General features: G+C 43.5%; 10 protein-coding genes and 1 pseudogene. 7 read left to right on the top strand and 4 right to left on the bottom strand.

Annotated features, from left to right (window positions below):
* Positions 1 to 181 precede the first annotated feature (181 nt).
* From V7K32_RS25250 to V7K32_RS25285, 7 genes and pseudogenes are all read left to right on the top strand, one after another.
* Positions 182 to 757 (top strand): methanogen output domain 1-containing protein, encoded by a 576-nt coding sequence (locus tag V7K32_RS25250; protein WP_334997106.1) that lies wholly within the window; start codon positions 182 to 184, stop codon positions 755 to 757.
* Between the two features lie 344 nt (positions 758 to 1,101).
* A complete protein-coding gene (locus tag V7K32_RS25255) occupies positions 1,102 to 2,436 on the top strand; it encodes a PAS domain-containing sensor histidine kinase (protein ID WP_334997108.1) in 1,335 nt (444 codons plus the stop codon).
* A 482-nt stretch (positions 2,437 to 2,918) separates the two neighbouring features.
* Entirely contained in the window at positions 2,919 to 3,587 is a 669-nt protein-coding gene (locus tag V7K32_RS25260; RefSeq protein WP_334997110.1) for a sigma-70 family RNA polymerase sigma factor, read from the top strand.
* Positions 3,588 to 3,590: 3 nt separating this feature from the next.
* Positions 3,591 to 4,550 carry a DUF1822 family protein gene (locus tag V7K32_RS25265; protein ID WP_334997112.1) on the top strand — a complete coding sequence of 320 codons (960 nt, stop codon included), beginning with the start codon at positions 3,591 to 3,593 and terminating at the stop codon, positions 4,548 to 4,550.
* A gap of 104 nt (positions 4,551 to 4,654) precedes the next feature.
* Positions 4,655 to 7,621 carry an S-layer family protein gene (locus tag V7K32_RS25270; RefSeq protein WP_334997114.1) on the top strand — a complete coding sequence of 989 codons (2,967 nt, stop codon included), beginning with the start codon at positions 4,655 to 4,657 and terminating at the stop codon, positions 7,619 to 7,621.
* A gap of 179 nt (positions 7,622 to 7,800) precedes the next feature.
* A pseudogene (locus tag V7K32_RS28920) lies at positions 7,801 to 10,444 on the top strand (two-partner secretion domain-containing protein).
* Positions 10,445 to 10,518: 74 nt separating this feature from the next.
* Positions 10,519 to 13,464 (top strand): S-layer family protein, encoded by a 2,946-nt coding sequence (locus V7K32_RS25285; protein ID WP_334997119.1) that lies wholly within the window; start codon positions 10,519 to 10,521, stop codon positions 13,462 to 13,464.
* Positions 13,465 to 13,661: 197 nt separating this feature from the next.
* Here the strand turns inward: V7K32_RS25285 and V7K32_RS25290 are convergent, their stop codons facing one another.
* The 4 genes from V7K32_RS25290 to V7K32_RS25305 form a co-directional block, all read right to left on the bottom strand.
* Positions 13,662 to 14,990, bottom strand: coding sequence for an ATP-grasp enzyme (locus tag V7K32_RS25290; protein ID WP_334997121.1), 1,329 nt, complete (start codon positions 14,988 to 14,990; stop codon positions 13,662 to 13,664).
* Between the two features lie 415 nt (positions 14,991 to 15,405).
* Positions 15,406 to 16,782 (bottom strand): ATP-grasp enzyme, encoded by a 1,377-nt coding sequence (locus V7K32_RS25295; RefSeq protein WP_334997122.1) that lies wholly within the window; start codon positions 16,780 to 16,782, stop codon positions 15,406 to 15,408.
* A 135-nt stretch (positions 16,783 to 16,917) separates the two neighbouring features.
* Positions 16,918 to 17,946 (bottom strand): D-alanine--D-alanine ligase family protein, encoded by a 1,029-nt coding sequence (locus V7K32_RS25300; RefSeq protein WP_334997124.1) that lies wholly within the window; start codon positions 17,944 to 17,946, stop codon positions 16,918 to 16,920.
* Positions 17,947 to 18,243: 297 nt separating this feature from the next.
* The gene (locus V7K32_RS25305) at positions 18,244 to 19,077 is read right to left on the bottom strand and encodes an O-methyltransferase (RefSeq protein WP_334997126.1); all 834 of its coding nucleotides are present in this window, start codon (positions 19,075 to 19,077) and stop codon (positions 18,244 to 18,246) included.
* Between the last annotated feature and the right edge of the window lie 4 nt (positions 19,078 to 19,081).

Consider the following 19,081-nt stretch of genomic DNA (forward strand, 5'->3'; position numbering starts at 1 on the left):
CACACCGTATACGCCTCATAACTTAAGACTTGTTTAACTTCAACTAATATAAGCCGCATAGTCAACCCAGTTTATTTAAGTTAGTTCTGTAGCCAGTTAGGGAAAACTATTCTTAGTAAACATGGTACTTAATTAAGAAATTTTGGTGTGTCACTAACTTTCGCTTAACTAAGCGCCATTGATGCTTGTCCTATCTAAAGATTTAGGAAATAAAACCATCATGGCTCAGATATCTTCGCTCAACGAGCAGATAGAATCCTTAGAATTACCAATCGAGCGCGATCAGTTTTTGCGTACAATGATTCGAGAATTGGCTGGAACCCTACAAGATGTCGTTGGGATTGAACAGGCAGAAGGATTTTTGAATGTGGTCGGTTATCGAACAGGTCAACATGTCAATCATACATACCAGAACGCTTTGCAACTGTCAAATCTTTCTCGTAACCAGGTAACTGCCGTCCTCATAGATTGGAAACGCCGGATTCAAGGTGACTTTTACGTGATTGAAGAAACTGATGAGAAGATTGTTTTAGGCAATCGCAAATGCCCCTTTGCAGAACAGGTAGAAGGGCGCGAAGCCATGTGTGTCATGACATCTAATATTTTTGGTGCAATCACAGCCGACAACCTGGGCTACGCTAGAGTAGAGTTACAAGAAACGATTGCTAGAGGCGCACAAGAATGCAAAATCGTCATTCATCTCAAACCTAGCGAAGTATTAGACGAGTTTGTAACACAGGAATACTTTAAAGCATAGTATGCTCATCAGGCGGGACATTTGCAGACTATAACCCTTTCTGTGTAATATGTCCTGCCCCAAACCATACCGTTATACGATATTGGCATAGAATGTACTGTTTGAGATTTCTGAAATACCTTTGTAGTCTAAGCTTTTAATCTAAATAGGACTTACGCAAAAAGCAGTGAAAGCCTTGATTTCGCGTAGGGGCAATTCATGAATTGCCCCTACATTTCGTACTTGATGCGTAAGTCCTACTAAAATCTAAAATTTAAAATCCAAAATTACTATTACTCTCTTCACTTTTACCCCATCAGTGCTATGAGCAACGGTAAAGATCCCTGCTTCAGTACCTCTAGATCATGACACCCGAGCAATTTTTAAAGTTTGCCCAGGTTTTACCAGAACCTTTGCTTCTTGTGACTAGCGCAGGTGAAATTTTAGCAGTTAATCAACCTGCTGCCAGACTCTTTAACAAGACTAGTAAAGCACTGATTGGTCAATGCCTTACCGAGTTTGTCACTGATTCTTCAGAGAAGGTGATCGACTATCTTCGAGTTTGCTCCCAAAGTCGGCAAATGATTTTGGGAGCTTTAACTATCCACCAAGGGCAAGGAGAGGGAATTGTTTGTCGTAGTCAAGGATCTGTGATCGAGCCGCGATCGCCAGAAAGCCCAGCGATCAATTTACTGCGGTTAGAAAAGCGAACCAGCGATCAATTCGTGATCCTTAATCAAAAAAATCATGCATTAAGTAAAGAGATTCACCAACGCCAACACATTCAGGCAGAACTCGCACAATCGAATGAAACCTTAAAAGAAACTCTGCTCAAACTGCAAAATGCCCTTGAAGTTGTCCAAACGGAAAAGATGTCTGGGCTAGGACATTTAGTCGCAGGGATTGCCCATGAAATTAATAATCCGATTAGCTTTATTTATGGAAATCTGACTTATGCTCGTGAATACTATGATGATTTACTCAAACTAATTCAACTCTATCAGCAAGAATATCCCAATCCGAGCCGAGTGATTCAGCAAGAAATTAAAGCCCTGGATCTTGACTTTATTCGACAGGATATCAAACAATTACTCCACTCAATGCAGACAGGTTCCGAGCGGATTAGCGAGATTGTTAAATCTTTGCGAAACTTCTCTCGATTAGACGAAGCAATATTTAAGGCAGTTGATATTCATGAGGGTTTAGAAGCTGCATTGATGATTTTACAAAGTCGTCTCAACCCTAACAAACGGCATTCTGGTATTGAAGTGATTAAGGAATATGGAGAATTGCCTTTGATTTCTTGTTCTGCTGGGCAACTCAATCAAGTGTTTATGAATATCCTGAATAATGCGATTGATGCTTTAGAAGAAGTTGAACAAGTGCTATCGTGTTCCACCGACCGTAGATCATCGCAAGAAGTAATGCAAAATCATCCTCGTCGGATCTCGATTCGCACGCAGAAACTAAACGATCGCTACATTGCAATTTTCATCAAGGATAATGGTAGCGGAATCCCCGCTCACATTCATCATCAGATATTTAATCCCTTCTTCACCACTAAGCCAGTCGGTAAAGGAACAGGATTAGGATTATCGATTTGTTACCAAATCATCGACAGGCATGATGGTCGAATTAATCTGATGTCCGATCCAGCTTGGGGAACTGAATTTAGCATTGAGTTGCCCATTGTTTACTGAAAACTCAGAGAACTACGCCCTGACGGGGCTGACAAATAAAAAAATAATCAATCTTTTTGGTATTTGCGGGAGCATACTTCGACTCCCTTCGACTAGGCCCTTCGACTAGGCTCAGGACAGGCTCAGGGCAAGTTGCTCAGTAATATCATGTCCGGCTAATTAGTTACAGTTACCACATCTGTGCAAAAATTGGAAAACCGTCTTTCCCCCAGCAAGAACAGCAAGAACTGCCCCCTTGCAGTCTTAATGATAAGTCTTTAACCGGACACGACATAACCGGGGGAGCAGGGGAGTGTCAATACAAAACTTTACCAAACAGAAATCAGCCAAAGATGAAGCGAATGGCGGCAGCATAGGAGAAAATTGTGTTTGCAAAAACCTTTAAATGTAAACATTCATGACAAAAAGAATGGTTTTGCGTAAAATTTAGGGCTAGAGAGCGAGAGAAAAATAGAGATTCACCTTCGCTTTTGGAGTCTCAAATGGATCATCCCGAACAAGATAAATTAGATTCACATCTACTACAACTGGCTATTTCAGCTCAAAAATACCCACCGCGATCGCCAGAACGGCAACTCGCTTTAACGAAACTGATTAGTGGCATTGTGCGCTCCTGTAGGCTTTGCCATCCACAAAAAAGCCAATTTCCAGCAGCTGTCTATGAAAACATTTATGATGAGGCACGTCAAGAACTCTTACTTTATATTTGTGAAAAAATTGAAAAGTATGATGCAGAACGCGGTAGCGTCATGGCATGGGTTAATGTGCTTTTGGAACGGCGATTTTTTAAAGATGCGATTAAGAAATTTCAGAATAATACATCAAGTATAAAAATAATAACAATCACTGACCTTGATAATTTTATTGCTTCACCCGAAGAATCAAAAAATATGACAGATATCCTGAAAGAATGTATAGAATCAGACCCAGAAAATATTTTTCAAAATGAACATATAGAAAAATATCCTCAAGTTAACTTTCAAGCATTAGCGACGCGACGATTGTTGGGAAAATCATGGAAAGAGATTTCTGCAGAATTTAAAATAAAAATTCCTACAGTCAGCAGTTTCTATTACCGATGTGTAAATAAGTTTTCTTTAAAATTAAAAGAGTATTGTGTTAGCAATGTAGATGAAATTAGAGATGTATAAATAATGAGAAACCTTTCAGAATGTTTAACCTTTACTGTACCTATCAGTTTGTCAGATCGCGCATTAGCACAACAGTTTCGCTCTCAGCATAGCAGTCCAGAAAAAGCCAAGCAGGTTTATCTCAATACTTTAGCGGTATCTGCGGTAAAATTCTACCTGCGTTGCATGGAAGTTGAAACAAATTGGTCAGCAAGTTTAAGTTGGAACCCAGCAATGCAAGCAGTAATGGATGTTGCTGATTTACAAGTCATTGGTCAAGGTAAGATCGAATGTCTTGCGGTATTACCAGGCGAAAAAGTGATTCATATTCCACCAGAAGTTTGCTCAGACAGAATTGGTTATGTAGCTGTACAGCTTGATGAATCGCTAAGAGAAGCAACTCTGTTAGGATTTATTAAAATGGTGAGTGAGTGTAATTCAGTACCTCTAAGCGAGTTGCGATCGCTCGAAGAATTCATCCTCCAACTGAGTCAAACGCCTGAAACAGAAAAACCACCAATTCACTTGAGCAAATGGTTAATGAATGTTGTTGATATTGGTTGGCAAACGATTGAGTCGCTTTTGATTCCCCAAGCAGCCGAGCTAGCTTTTACATTTAGGTCTGCTGAAGAAAGTTTAGCTCAAAACTCAGCCGAAAGTTCAACTATTAGTGTGCAAAAAGGTATACTGGTGGACTTAGGGCGACAATCAGAAAGTAAACCAATCGCTTTAATAGTTGAACTGATACCTATTTGTGAACAAGAAATAAATATTTTTGTAAAAGTGTGTCCAACTAATAGCCAAAAGTATCTGCCAGAAGAACTTGAAGTAATGGTGTTGGATGATTTAGGTACTCCTGTGATGCAAGCTATTGCTAGAAACACTAAAAGTATTCAACTAAACTTTAGTAGCAAACTAGGAGAGCGTTTTAGCATTAAAGTTGCGTTGGGTGATGTCAATTTTATAGAGGCTTTTCTAGTCTGAAAGTCAGTAAAAAGAAGTATTACTGGCTATTTGGAAATGGGTGTTAGCGATACGACTATTTTGGGAAGTCTAAGTATAAAGGATAAAGGATAAAGGAGTATTAGATGAAAGCGATGTCTAACGACAAGCCGCGAAGCGTCTACGCATTTCTCGGAGGATTCACAAGTGGGTTATTGATTATGGGGATATTACCTGCGATAGTCCTTTGGAGTCGCTTTGCGATCGCTCAGGTAACTCCCGACGGTACTCTCAACACCAGCGTCTCTCAAAGTGGTAATCATTTCACGATCACTAATGGTACTGCCGCAGGTAGTAATTTATTTCACAGTTTTCAAGAATTTTCTGTACCTATTGGTGGTTCAGCCAGCTTTAATTTAATCAATACGCCCAATATCTCCACCATCTTCAGCCGCGTTACCGGGGGTAACGTCTCCAACATTAATGGACTGATTCAAACTATCAATAGCAACAACCCTGTGAGTTTGTTTTTAGTCAATCCTAATGGTTTAATTTTTGGTGCTAACGCTCAACTCAATATCGGCGGCTCGTTTGTTGGTACAAGCGCTGACAGTATTAAATTTGCCAATGGTGCAATATTCAGCAGCAGTAAAACGCCCTTACCATCAGCATTACTGACAATCAGCGTACCCGTCGGGTTGCAATTTGGTCAAGCTAGGGGAGCGATTCAAGTGCAAGGTAAGGGTAATGATAGCATTGTTCCTAGCAAAAACTTAGGAATCATCGCCAGCCCTGGAAAAACCATCGCCCTTGTCGGCGGCGATGTCAATTTTGACAGTGGCGTGATTACTGCACCATTTGGACGGATTGAGGTGGGTGCAGTAGAAAGTGGTACAGTCAGCCTCACACCCAGCGTGGCAGGTTGGGAGTTGGGATACGCTCAAGCCCAAAAACTAGGGGACATCAGCTTCACAAACCGCTCCTCGCTGTGGAATCCCTATCCTGTAGGGAATCCAAGTGGGGGTATTCAAGTAGTGGGCAGGGATATTCGCCTCGATCAATCCCAAATTGCCGCAGCAACTGCCGGCACCAGACAGGGTGGTAATATTACTGTGAATGCAGGGCGATCGCTCTCTTTGGGTGGGGTAAATGCCAAGGCTCAAGCTCCCAGTGCTTGGATTGTTAATCAGGTGGGGGCCAAAGCGACGGGGAACGGGGGAGCAGTGAATATTCAAGCAGGGCAGTTGACTTTGCAGGATGGCGCAGCGATTGAAACCCTGAGCCTGGGTGCAGGAGCAGCAGGTAAGGTGGATGTAAGAGCAGATACCATTACCGCCAGTGGTACTGTGACTCTGAAATCTCCCTTAGCACCAACTGGGAGTAGCAGTAGCCGGATTAGCAGTGAAACTTATGCTTCAGGAGCCGGGGGAGATGTGACTGTAGGGGCGCGGCAACTGACTTTTAAGGAGAGCGGTGTAATTTTAACGACTGTCTTTCCTGGGGCTACTGGGCGTGGGGGCAATATCTTTGTCAATGTGGGAGAAGATATTACTGCCACCGCAGCACATCCTTTGAGTTTAATTCCTAGTGGAATTGGTGCTTACACATCAGGAATTGGCAATGGCGGCAATATCGATGTCTCCACAGGGACATTGCACCTTTTAGATGGAGGAGAAATTGTCGCCTCTTCTATTCGGTTGGCGGCAATACCTGGGACGGGTGTCGGCAATGCGGGTGGTATAACAGTAGTGGCACGGCAATCTATAGATATGGTGGGTGCATACCCAATCTCGCCAACCTTAATTAGTGCTATCGGTAGCTTTACTACAGGCTCCGGGAATGGGGGTAATCTATCTGTGACTACACCAAAGTTGACATTAAAAGCTGGAGCCATCTTGTCAACAAGTACTCTGCCAGTGTTTGGCATATTTGGTGACGCTAAACAATCCAATAATTTAGGAAATGCTGGCAACGTCACTGTGAATGTGGCAGATATCCTTAGCATGACTGGGATAAATCAGTTCACAAAAGCTCCAACTCTTCTGGGAAGCAACACATTGGGCAATGGTACAGCTGGAGATGTGACAGTTCAAACCAATCACTTGGTCATCCAAGATGGTGCATCAATTAACACCATCACCCAAGCCACAGGCAATGCAGGTGCATTAACTGTCCAAGCAAATGACATTTTAATAGAAGGGGAGAATATCTTGCGTTCTTCGATCATAGCTAGCGCACCTATTGCAAGTGAGACTACTAGGCAATTTTATGGTTTACCGAACGCTCCTACGGGTAATACGGGTAAGTTGAGCATCACAACTAAGAGCCTGACACTGCGCGATCATGGACGCGTGAGCGTCACCCACTCTGGAACAGGCAACGCCGGACAGTTAAGTATCCAAGCAGATCAACTATCTATGGATAAGGGTATCATTCGGGCTAGCAGCATTTCTGGTCAAGGTGGTGATATCAATTTGGATGTCGCAAACCTCCTTTTGACCCGTAATGGTAGTACGATCACCGCAGAAGCAGGTGACAGTGGCAACGGTGGCAACATCACCATTAAGGCTCCCCTAATTGTCGGGTTAGAAAATAGCGATATTATTGCCAATGCTTTTGAAGGTAAGGGTGGCAATATTCAAATTACCACTCAAGGGATTTTTGGTCTCAAATATCGGACTCACCTTACTTCCCAAAACGATATTACCGCAAGTTCCGAATTTGGCGTTAATGGGAACGTGCAAATTACTAACCCTGATGTCAATCCTAATTCTGGGTTGATGCAACTCCCTGATAATTTAGTTGATGCATCCCAGCAAATTGCTACAGGCTGTGCGAATACAAATGGTAGTAGTTTTGTGGCAACGGGGCGGGGTGGTGTGCCGCAAAATCCCAATCAGCAAGTCATGAGCGATCGCACTTGGTCTGATATCCGCGACATCTCTGCATACCGCAAAACCGCCGAGACTGCCCAAATACCCACCTCCCCAGAAACTCTGATTCAAGCTACAGGCTGGCATCGTAACGCCCAAGGAAAAATCGAGTTAGTTGCAGATAAATCTTCGACTCACCTGGAACAACGATTAAACTGTGCTGCTGTTCCTAAAAGTTAATCATGAGACATCTCCAGAAATTAAATATGCGTAACCTGAAACCGTTGTAGAGAGCCGAAATGGCACTTCGTGCCGCTATGCGCTTTCGCGTCTCTACATTCTTTTTCGGGGATGTCTATGTTATTAATAACACCCTAAACGGGAACTCTAACCTTAATCAGTAAAGGAAGTTTTTGGTTATGAGAGTCTTATTTTCTCTATTGATATTAACAACTGGGTTATTAACTCCAGGGATGATGCGATCGGCTTTAGCGCAGGTAACTTCCGATAGCACCACAAACACTATTGTCAAGCAAAATGGGAATAACTTTAATATTCTTAACGGGATTGAAAAAGGTAATAATTTATTTCACAGTTTCATTAATTTTTCTGTACCTGCTGGCGGTTCAGCAAATTTTGATTTAACCAATACACCAAATATTACAAATATATTTAGTCGGGTTACAGGTGGAAATGTTTCTGATATTCAGGGATTAATTCGTACTCTCAATAGCAATAACCCGGTAAATTTGTTTTTAATGAATCCTAATGGGATTGTGTTTGGTAAAGATGCTTCGTTGAATATTGGTGGGTCTTTTGTGGGAACGACAGCGAATAGTATTAAGTTTGCTGACGGGGTAGAGTTTAGTGCTATTAACGCCAATGCAACTCCCTTGCTGACTATGAGTGTACCTGTGGGTTTGCAGATGGGGCAAAATCCGGGGGCGATTACGGTGCAAAACACGGGACATCGGTTAACTAGAGGACTTGAAACACCCATAGTTCAGAGCAGCAATCCAGTCGGATTAGCAGTGCAACCCGGTAATACCCTTGGCCTGATTGGCGGCGAAATTAACTTAGTCGGTGGGGTGATTGTGGCACCTAAAGGACATATTGAACTCGGCAGTAGCAAGGCGGGGACTGTGAAGATTGACACCAGATCCGACCGATGGCAGTTTGACTATAGCAATATCTCCCAATTTGCAAACATTCAGTTGTCCCAGCAAGCACTGGTGAATGCAAGTGGTTCACCGGCAGGATCGTTACGGCTCCAAGGACAGAATATTAGCGTGTTAGAGGGGTCTGTTGCCCTTTTAGAAAATTTTGGCGGTGCAGGACTAGGCAATTTAGTAGTGAATGCGAGTGGGACATTAACTATGGGGAAAACAGGAGGCTATGGGTTTGCCAACAGTCAACTGATTAGCGACAATTTAGGCAGTGGTAATGGCAACAATATTCTGGTCTCTGCCCAAAAATTGCAGATTCAAGACGGAGGCGAAATTACTGCCAGAACCTTTAGGGCGGGAATTGGTGGCGACATCAGCATCAACCCACATTCCGCACTTCAAAATGTATTATCTATCTTTTCAATAAAAATTCCTAATAATGTTCAAATTATTAAGTATTAATATTGAATACCATTGGCGATTTATGTTGTTGATTTAACCATTTTTTTCCACCTATGGGAAATCTACGCATATTACACGATGAAGTGCGGAAAGTCGGATCAATGTCTCAGGTTTGACAACGCTAGACGGATGGTCTGCTGTAGATCCGAGTCTGGTTAGTCTGATCGGTGTGAAAACCTTGGGATCTGGAAGGGGAGGTGATATTACAGTTTCCACCAATCAACTGAGGGCGACCAATGGCGGTGCAATTACCAATGCTCCATTAAGCAAAGCGGCGGCTGGGAACGTTACGGTTCATGCCAATGACTGGATTGAGTTGATTGGAGGAAATCCTCTGGCTAATATTCCGAGTGCGATCAGTTCTATTGCCCTTAGTCAAGGGAATGGTGGCAATCTCAATATTACGACTTCCAGGCTGACGCTCCGAGATGGCGGGGTTGTGAATGCCACTACCCTTGCTGCTGGGAATAGTGGTAGAATCACAGTCACGGCGCTCGATCGCATCGAAGTCAGTGGGGTGAATTCGATCACCAATCGTCAGAGCAGACTTGCCTCAGCTGGTAACACTCCACGTGGAAAAATTTCTCTTCTTTCTTTACCTCTAACTGGGAATGCTGGAGGTGTTGTTCTGAATACACCACTTTTGTCTGTTAGCGATCGCGGCATTGTGGGAGTGGAAAATGCAGGGCGTGGGGATGCAGGACAGTTAATTATCAACGCCGATCGGGTCATCCTTGAGCGACAGGGTATAGTCACGGCTACAACGGCATCAGGTATGGGAGGTAATATCACGCTGAACCTGGGAGAACTTCTCTTACTAGGCCATCAAAGTATGATTACCACTACGGCGGGAGGAAGCGGTAAAGGTGGCAACATTACAATCAATGCCCCAATAATTACTGGCTTTGAAAATAGTGATATTGTCGCCAATGCCGTGAATGGTCAGGGGGGCAATATCCAAATCACGACGCAGGGCATTTTTGGGCTGAAGTTTCGCCCCCAACTCACAAAAGAAAACGATATTACCGCCAGTTCTCAGTTTGGCGTTAACGGAAACGTGCAAATTACTAGCCCCCATGTTGACCCCAACTCTGGTTTAGTACAACTACCAAAGAATGTAACTGACCCCTCGCAGCAAATTGCTACAGGTTGCGGCAATACAAATGGTAGCAGTTTTGTAGCCACAGGAAGGGGTGGAATACCACAAAATCCTAGTCAGGAAGTGGGGAGCGATCGCACTTGGTCTGATATCCGCAATCTGAATGCATACCGAACATTTGGGAAAGTTACAGCCCAAATACCAACCAAGTCAGAAACTCTTGTTCAAGCTACTTCCTGGCATCTCAACGCCCAGGGAAAAGTTGAATTAATTGCAGATAAATATCCTACTCAGGCACAACAACCATTAACTTGTGCTGCTGTACCCAAAAATTAACTATAAGTATAAATAATGTTAAAAATGATACTATTTGGGGAATCCTAACTTAAGAAGGTTAGGAAATTTTTGGTATGAGAACGATTTGTAAAACAACAAACTTCTGGGTTCACGCACTTGTAGGAACACTTACAACTGGACTATTAACATCGGCAATAGTGGTAAAAGCGATCGCTCAGGTAACTCCTGATGGTACTCTCAACACTACTGTTACCCAAAGTGGCAGTAATTTCAGGATTACTAACGGTACTGCAGCAGGTAGTAATTTATTTCACAGTTTTCAAGAGTTTTCTGTTCCCACGGGTGGTTCAGCCACATTTAATTTAATCAACACTCCCAATATTTCTACCATCTTCAGCCGCGTTACCGGGGGTAATGTCTCCAATATTAATGGAGTGATTCAAACCATTAACAGCAAAAACCCTGTAAGTTTGTTTTTAATGAATCCCAATGGTTTAATCTTTGGACCCAATGCTCAACTGAATATCTCCGGCTCATTTATTGGTACAACTGCCGACAGGATCAAATTTGCCAACGGTGCAATATTTAGCAGCAGCCAAACGCCCTTACCATCAGCCTTACTAACAATCAGCGTACCCATAGGCTTGCAATTTGGGCAAGGCAGGGGAGCGATTCAAGTCCAAGGTAAGGGTAATGATGGCATTGTTCCCACCAAAAACTTAGGAATCATCGCCAGTCCTGGACAAACCATTGCTCTTGTCGGCGGTGATGTCAACTTTGACTCCGGTGTGATTACTGCCCCTGTGGGTCGAATTGAAGTTGGTGCAGTCGGTAGTGGGACAGTGAATTTGACTCAGACACCCGCAGGATGGCAGTTAGGTTATGCACAAGTTGAAGATTTTCGAGATATTAAATTCACACAGCGTTCTTCCCTGTGGAATCCCTACCCTGTGGGTAATCCGTTTGGGGGTATTCAAGTCGTAGGGCGAGATATCACCCTAAATCAATCGCAAATTGCCGCAGCCACTGCCGGCGCCAGACAGGGGGGTAATATTACAGTGAATGCAGCGCGATCGCTCTCTTTGGGTGGGATAAATGCCAACGCAGGTGCGCCCAGCGCCTGGATTGTAAATCAGGTGGGACAGAAAGCAACGGCGAACGGGGGAGGAGTGAATGTTCAAGCTGGCCAGTTGACTTTGCAAGATGGTGCAGCCATTGAAACTCTGAGTGTGGGGGCTGGAGCAGCAGGCAATGTGAAAGTAGCAGCAGATACAATCCTTCTCAATGGTACTGTGACTCTTAAATCTCCCTTAGCACCGGCTGGGACTAGTAATAGCCGCATTAGCAGTGAAACTTATGCATCAGGAGCCGGAGGAGATGTAAGTGTCATAGCGCGGCAACTGACTCTTAAAGAGAGTGGTACAATTTCAACGCCTGTTTTTCCTGGGGCAACTGGGCGTGGTGGTAATATCTTTGTAAATGTCGCAGAAGATATTACGGCGATCGCAGCACATCCTTTGAGTTTGACTCCTAGTGCAATTGCTGCTTACACATCAGGCATTGGCAATAGCGGCAATATCGATGTTTCCACAGGGACATTGCATCTTTTGGATGGAGGAGAAATTTTTGCCTCTTCTGTTCGGATCGCGGGAATACCTGGGACAGGTGTCGGCAATACAGGCAATGTAACGGTAGTGGCACGGCAAAGCATAGACATAGCAGGTACATACTCACTTTCACCAACCGTGATTAGCACTATTGGTAACTCTATTACAGGTTCCGGTAATGGGGGCAATGTGTCTGTAACCACGCCAAATTTAACACTGCAAGCTGGAGCAGTTTTGGCAACAAGCACTTTACCAGTATTTGGCGTATTTAGCGATCGCAAACAGTCCAATAATTTAGGAAATGCTGGCAACGTGACTGTGAATGTGGCAGATCGCTTAACTATCACTGGGATCAATCAGTTTACAAAAGCTCCAACTCTTCTGGGAAGCAACACATTAAGCAATGGTGCAGCCGGAGATGTGACAGTCCAAGCTAATCACTTAGTCATTCAAGATGGTGGCTCAATCAGTACAAGTACTCAAGCTGGAGGAAATGCCGGCGCGTTAACTGTCAAAGCAAATGATATTTTGATCGAAGGGAAGAATATATCGCGTTCTACGATCGCATCTGACGCGCCCATTATAGATAAAATTGCTAGGGAATATTATGGTTTACCGGATGCTCCTACAGGTAGTGCGGGTAGGTTGAGCATCACCACAAATAGCCTCACAGTGCGGGATAATGGCTACGTGAACCTGACAAACTCTGGCACGGGTAATGCTGGACAGTTAAGTATCCAAGCAGATCGAATTTCTTTGGATAACGGTCAGATTGGGGCAACCACCGCCTCTGGACAAGGTGGCGACATCAATTTAAATGCAAATATCCTCTTAGCCCGTCATGGTAGTACGATCACAACACAAGCAGGCGGCAGTGGCAACGGTGGCAACATCACCATTAATGCTCCTTTCATCATCGGGTTAGAAAATAGCGATATAATCGCCAATGCTTTTCAGGGCAAGGGTGGGAATATTCAAATTACCACTCAGGGAATCTTTGGTCTAAAATATCGGACTCAACTTACTTCCCAAAACGATATTACCGCAAGTTCGGAATTTGGCGTTAATGGGAACGTGCAAATTACTAACCCTGATGTCAATCCTAATTCTGGGTTGATGCAACTCCCAATAAATTTAGTTGATGCATCCCAGCAAATTGCTACAGGCTGTGCGAATACAAATGGTAGTAGTTTTGTGGCAACGGGGCGGGGTGGTGTGCCGCAAAATCCCAATCAGCAACTGATGAGCGATCGCACTTGGGAGGATGTGCGAGATTTGTCTGCTTACCGTAAAATTGGCAACAGCACCGCCCAAATATTAACATTTCCAGAGGTTCTAGTCCAAGCTACTTCTTGGCATCGCAACGCCGAGGGCAAAGTTGAATTAATTGCGGCTCGATCTCCGACATACATGCAGCAATCTTTAACCTGTGTTGCGGTTCCCAAAACTTAACAGTTCATAAAACCTCAATGTTGTGGTAATTCTCCCAGAGTTAAAGAGCAATACTTCTGTAAAAAATCAGTCTATCTATAGCCTTGATTTCCCGTAGGGGCAATTCATGAATTGCCCCTACATTTCGTACCTGATGCGTAAGTCCTAATGATATAAGTGGTACTTTAGGAGCAACTATCGGTGGCTTGATTTTGGTATCACTCTATAAGCTCGCCCATATTAAAATCTATTCTTATCCAACCTTTGAGTCTTCGTAAATTGTCGAGAATCAGTAAGGGAATCTGCCAGTGATGTACCATCAGGAAGGGTAAGGGATCGCTCACCTCAAAAATTGCTTCTTTCCTCCGCCTGATGTTTCTTACCCAAGTTTGCAGTTGCTTAAAATTTCTAATTTCATTTAGCCGCCAAACTTCGTGGTACAGCCAATAGGTTGGCTTACTATCAGCAAGAGGCTGCAAAGATTCAGCCTCTTGCTCTTTACCAAGATAGGCATCCGCTACTCCTGGATGATTGTAAAACATAGTAATGGCGGAGTGAGTGCGGGGGTTACACTCAATCGCGTAAACAGTTCCGTCTTCTGCTTGGATGAAGTCAAAGGAAAGTTGCCCGGTTTTTCCCAGTTCTTTGGTAAAATGACTTGCCCATTGCATAATTTCTAGCCGATCGACGTTTTCGTAGTTGACTTGAAAGGCGGATGACTCACAGCAGCAGTACATTCTTGACTCTCCATCTCGCGCGGTAGTGTGAGTGCAGTATTCCTTTCCAGGGATGAATTCCTGCATAATCCAGGGGTTCTCTTCACTGATGGGCAGACTCTTGACAAATGCTACTGTTTCTGATTTTGTATCGCAAGGTAGTTTGGTGAGATTCAAGCGACGCACTTGATCGTAGGGGATGCTTTTAAGAATGTATTTGCGCTTCTCCTTTGAAAAGTCGAAGTTGAGGACTTGTTCGGGATCGGTAATTTTGAAAGATTTGGGGACAGATAAACCGAACGATCGCGCTGTTTCGGAAAAGGTAAACTTATCATCCAGCATCTTCGTGACATCAGCATCGAAGTGGAAAAACTCTACAAAGTCTGGTAATGGTGGCTTGCCTTGATCGTAGTGAATGACGGAAAAAATCGCTACTGGGATAAAAAAGTCGATCTTTTCTGTTTTAGCGATCGCGTGTAGGGTTTCAATGTAGCCTTCTAAGTCTTTGCTGGGATCGGGAACAGTATAAAAGCCTGCAACAGAGTTGGAATATTTATTACCACTTAACCAGTATTTGTCAATATCAATTATAATCACCCGATGCCCAGCAGCATGAAATGAACGCGCTAGCTGAAGGGTTTTAGTCATTCTAGCGCCAGCAATCAAGATATTTTTGGAATTGGGGTTAACAACAATTGACTTACTGAATGGTTGCTTAAGAAAGCTCCACAATAGGGATGTTAAGACGACGATGCAGTTTAAGGGAAATGCGATCGCCAGTAATACAAGAGTCCCCAAATTTTGGAACACTACAAAAATCTGCTTTCTCATAGTTATAATTGTGACATCAAAGATTGCATTATTTCCTCGTCAAATATTTTTAAACAATTGCAACTGCTTTAACGAGCTAAGGGACTTCCAAATGAAACCAATTCGCAATTCGCACTCTTGCCGGAGGCACGCTTTGTGCGTTTGCAATTCGCAATTGAATCAAGCCCGACACTAGGGGTGGGGTTTCTGGTTTCTACTTACCTTGGGATACAAGGACTGTTTCGCGCCACTTGCGGGCGAGGTTTTAAACCTTCACTTTTCTTATAAAAAAATACCCAAAAAACTCTCTCTTCCTCATTCCTCTGTGTTCTCTGTGTCTCTGTGGTTCGTTTCATTTGGGTAATTTATTTCTTGGAAATCCCTAATTTGATTAAGTCTCTAAAGTTCGTGTTCAAGCTAATAACTAGGCTTACTATCACTTAGGGATTGCAGAGGTATTGCCATATTTTACGTCTTCTCCAAACTGTATGAGTTTGCCGATGTTGAAATCAATCCTCACCCAAGTTCGTAAGGAGCGCAAACTATCGAGTAATAGCAAAGGAATGTGCCAATGATGTACCATTAAAAATGGTAGTGGGTCGTTAACTTCAAAAATTGCATCCTTTCCTCGCCAAATATTTTTAAACCACTTTTGTAACTGCTTTAGCGATCTAATTTCATTAAGTCTCCAAAGTTCGTGATAAAGCCAATAAGTAGGCTTACTATCACTCAGAGGTTGCAGAGGTTCAGCCGGAGGCTCTTTACTAAGATAGGCATCCGCTAAACCAGGATGGTTGTAATACATTGTAATTGCAGAGTGAGCGCGAGCGTTGCATTCGATCGCATAAATCGTCCCATCTTCCGCCTGAATGAAGTCAAAACAAAGTTGTCCAGTCAGTTGTAGTTCTTTGACAAAATGACTCACCCACTCTTTAATTTTTGGGTGTTCAAAGTTTTGGTAATTGACTTGAAAAGCAGATGATTCACAGCAGCAATGTACCGTCAATGCACCATTTCTCACCGTATCGTGAGTGCAGTATTCTTTACCGGGAATAAACTCTTGCAATATCCAAGGGTTATCTTCACTAATAGGCTTACTTTTAACATGAAGCGCCATTTTTTCGTGAGACTCCATTGGTAGCTTAGTCAAATCCAAGCGTAAAACAGAGTCATAGACAATACTTTTGAGAATGTACTTGCGCTTTTCGTTGGCAAAGTCGAATTTAAGAACTTGTTCGGGATCTGTAATTAAGAAGGTTTTCGGGACAGATAGCGAGAGTGAGCGGGCAATTTCAGCAAAGGTAAACTTGTTATCCAGCATCTTCATCGTATCAGCATCGAAGTGAAAATTCTCGCAACAGCCTGATAATACTGGTTTGCGCTCGGAATCAAAGTAGCTGGCAGCAAAAATACCTACCGGGACAAAAAAATCTATGTTTTCTTTTTTGGCGATCGCCCGCACGGCTTGAGTATAGCTTTCTAAGTCTTCTTGCGAGTCAGGAACTGTGTAAAAGCCAGCCACAGAGTTAGAAAATCGATAACCACTGAACCAGTATTTGTCGAGATCGAATAAAATGACTCGATGCCCAGCAGCGTGAAATGAACGCGCTAGCTGAAGGGTTTTGGTCATTCTACCACCACCGATCAAGATATTTTTACGATTCTCGTTCAAAGCCACAAGATTAGCATCCGATCGCCTGAAAAAATTCCACAGCAGCGATGCGAGTACGACGGTGCAGTTAAAGGGAAATGCGATCGCCAGTAATGCAAGAGTACCCAAGTTTTGGAACATTGCAAAAATCTGTTCCCTCATAGTTGTAATTGTGACATGATGGTGGAACCTTTGGCTGATGGCGAGTCTGAGGTTAAAAGTTCTATTACTTGTCGCTAGCGAAGACCTTGTGGTATTCCAACACAAAATAAAGCTAAAAAGATGATTTGCCGCACATTATATCGCGCTCAACGCTTCATTGATCGCCGTCATAAATAACTCATTTAAAGGAATTCCGGCTGCGTTCGCCGTACAGGCAATCACGGCGTTGTGGTCAAAAATACAAAACAACCCGGCTTCTAAGAACCAAGGTTGTCCCTGTGGGTCGATCCGGAAGTCAAATAAACTATAATGGCGACAGCCCAAAGCCAAATGACACTTTTTAACTTCTTCCTGAACCTTTTGGGTGATCGGGTCATTAATATCTACAATCCAACCTGGAACATAATTTTTAGCAGTTGAATCCAAGTCGCCCTCGATTGGTATTTTGAATTTGTCAGTATAGCTGCGGATGGGTCTGGCTTGGGGGTCTATCTGATACTCTTCAAGGGGTAAACCGATTAGCTCCCCATCTTTGACAATAGCGCCGCATCTGACTTCTCGACCGGCTTCAATGAATGTTTCTACAATCACCTCCGAAGCAAATTCAAATGCTTTCTTCAAAGCAGCCTCATACTCACTCTTTTCTTTGACTAAGGACACCCCTAAAGAGTTGTCGGCATTTGCGGGTTTGATCACTGCTGGAGGTGTAATTGTCGGAACGTCTCCTTGGCGGAGCAATTCTCCATTCGGCACTTTCACCCCTGCTGCTGCGACAATTGCTTTGGTTCTGGCTTTGTGGGCTGTGATTGCCATGACATCTGGAGTATTGCCTATATAAGGGATCTTCAGCAAGTCGAATAATGCCCGGTAGTCAGTCATTCCAGGGAGACAAAACATTTGTGGCAACATCAGGTCAATGTTTTGGGCTGTTATAAACTGTATGGCATCTGATAGAGGCATCGGTTTGGCGACAGCAATATCTTCTGGACTGAGAGAGGAAGGAAATCGCCACTGGCCATCAATTGTGATGTATGCAATCAGAAAGTCATAGAGTGATGCATTTGCCGTAGCTACCAGACAGCTTTGAGCGTAATTGCGTGACAACTGACAGTAAAAATCATTGTATGCAGATCCAACTAAATGAAGGATACGAAGTACTGTCATGATTCATCTTCTTAAATACTGTTGTATTTTATATAACAACTGGATTAAAAAAAAATAGCTTGGGGGAGATGAAAAAGCAAGCGAAAATTATTCCTTCTTATCTTCTTCATCCCTTTGATATCATGTCCGCTTGATTGTTTATTAAACCAGGAGTTCCCCAAAGAGCCAAAGCTATGCTTTGTCTCCCCTCCCGAAAAGCTCTTAGGGGTTGGGGGTGGGGTTATTTTATTATGGGTAATTTGGCGGACTTGATATGAAGTCTAAGCCAAGGCTTAGACTTCTCTGCTCATCTCTCAATTACACAACGCGTCTAATCAGGGTTACACCATCTCGGATGGGTAAGAGAACTTGCTCGACACGAGGATCGGCGGCGACAACACGGTTGAACTGAGCGATCGCTTCACCGTTGGCGGTGCGTTGTTCTGGTGGTAAGTAAACTTCTCCCTGCAATAAAGTATTATCCACGCAGATTAACCCGTCAAGAGCCAGTAAGTTATGATCCAAAATGGTCTGGAAGTACTCTACATACTCCTTTTTATCGGCATCAATGAAGATTAGATCAAATACTTCTTTTCTGGCTACTAGCTTGTGGAGTGTCTCTAGGGCAGGTGCTACTTCTACGACAATTTTTTCGCCGTGGGGAGACTCACTAAAGCAACTAACAGCAAATTCAGCGACATAGGGATCTACTTCGCAACCGATGAGTTGCCCATCACTTGGCAATGCTTCTGCCATTGCCAAGGCTGAATAGCCTGTGAACATTCCTACTTCTAGAATGCGCTTTGCCTTAGTGATATGAACAAACATTTTTAATGTCTGTCCTTCAAGATGTCCTGAGAGCATTTCTTGCTCTAGCTGACGCACTGTTTCACCATCACTGAAGCGTTTGCTCCAGTCTTCAATGCTAGTTTTTTGCGCCAATGCTGTCAATGCGCTCGATTCCGGTGTGGTGCAATCATCCAAGTAGGGATCTAAACCCGCCGCTAATTGAACTCCCTGGCGCAGAGAATCTAATATCTCCACAGGAATGTTGTTCTCTTGTGCTAATTTGAGAGTTTCCTGTAGCTGGGCTACTAAGATGCTGTGTGGCGTTATTGGTCTAGCTGTTTCTCGTCGTAAAACACTGGTCATGTCT

The organism is Nostoc sp., from assembly GCF_036917635.1.
In the GTDB taxonomy this organism is placed as follows: Bacteria; Cyanobacteriota; Cyanobacteriia; order Cyanobacteriales; family Nostocaceae; genus Nostoc.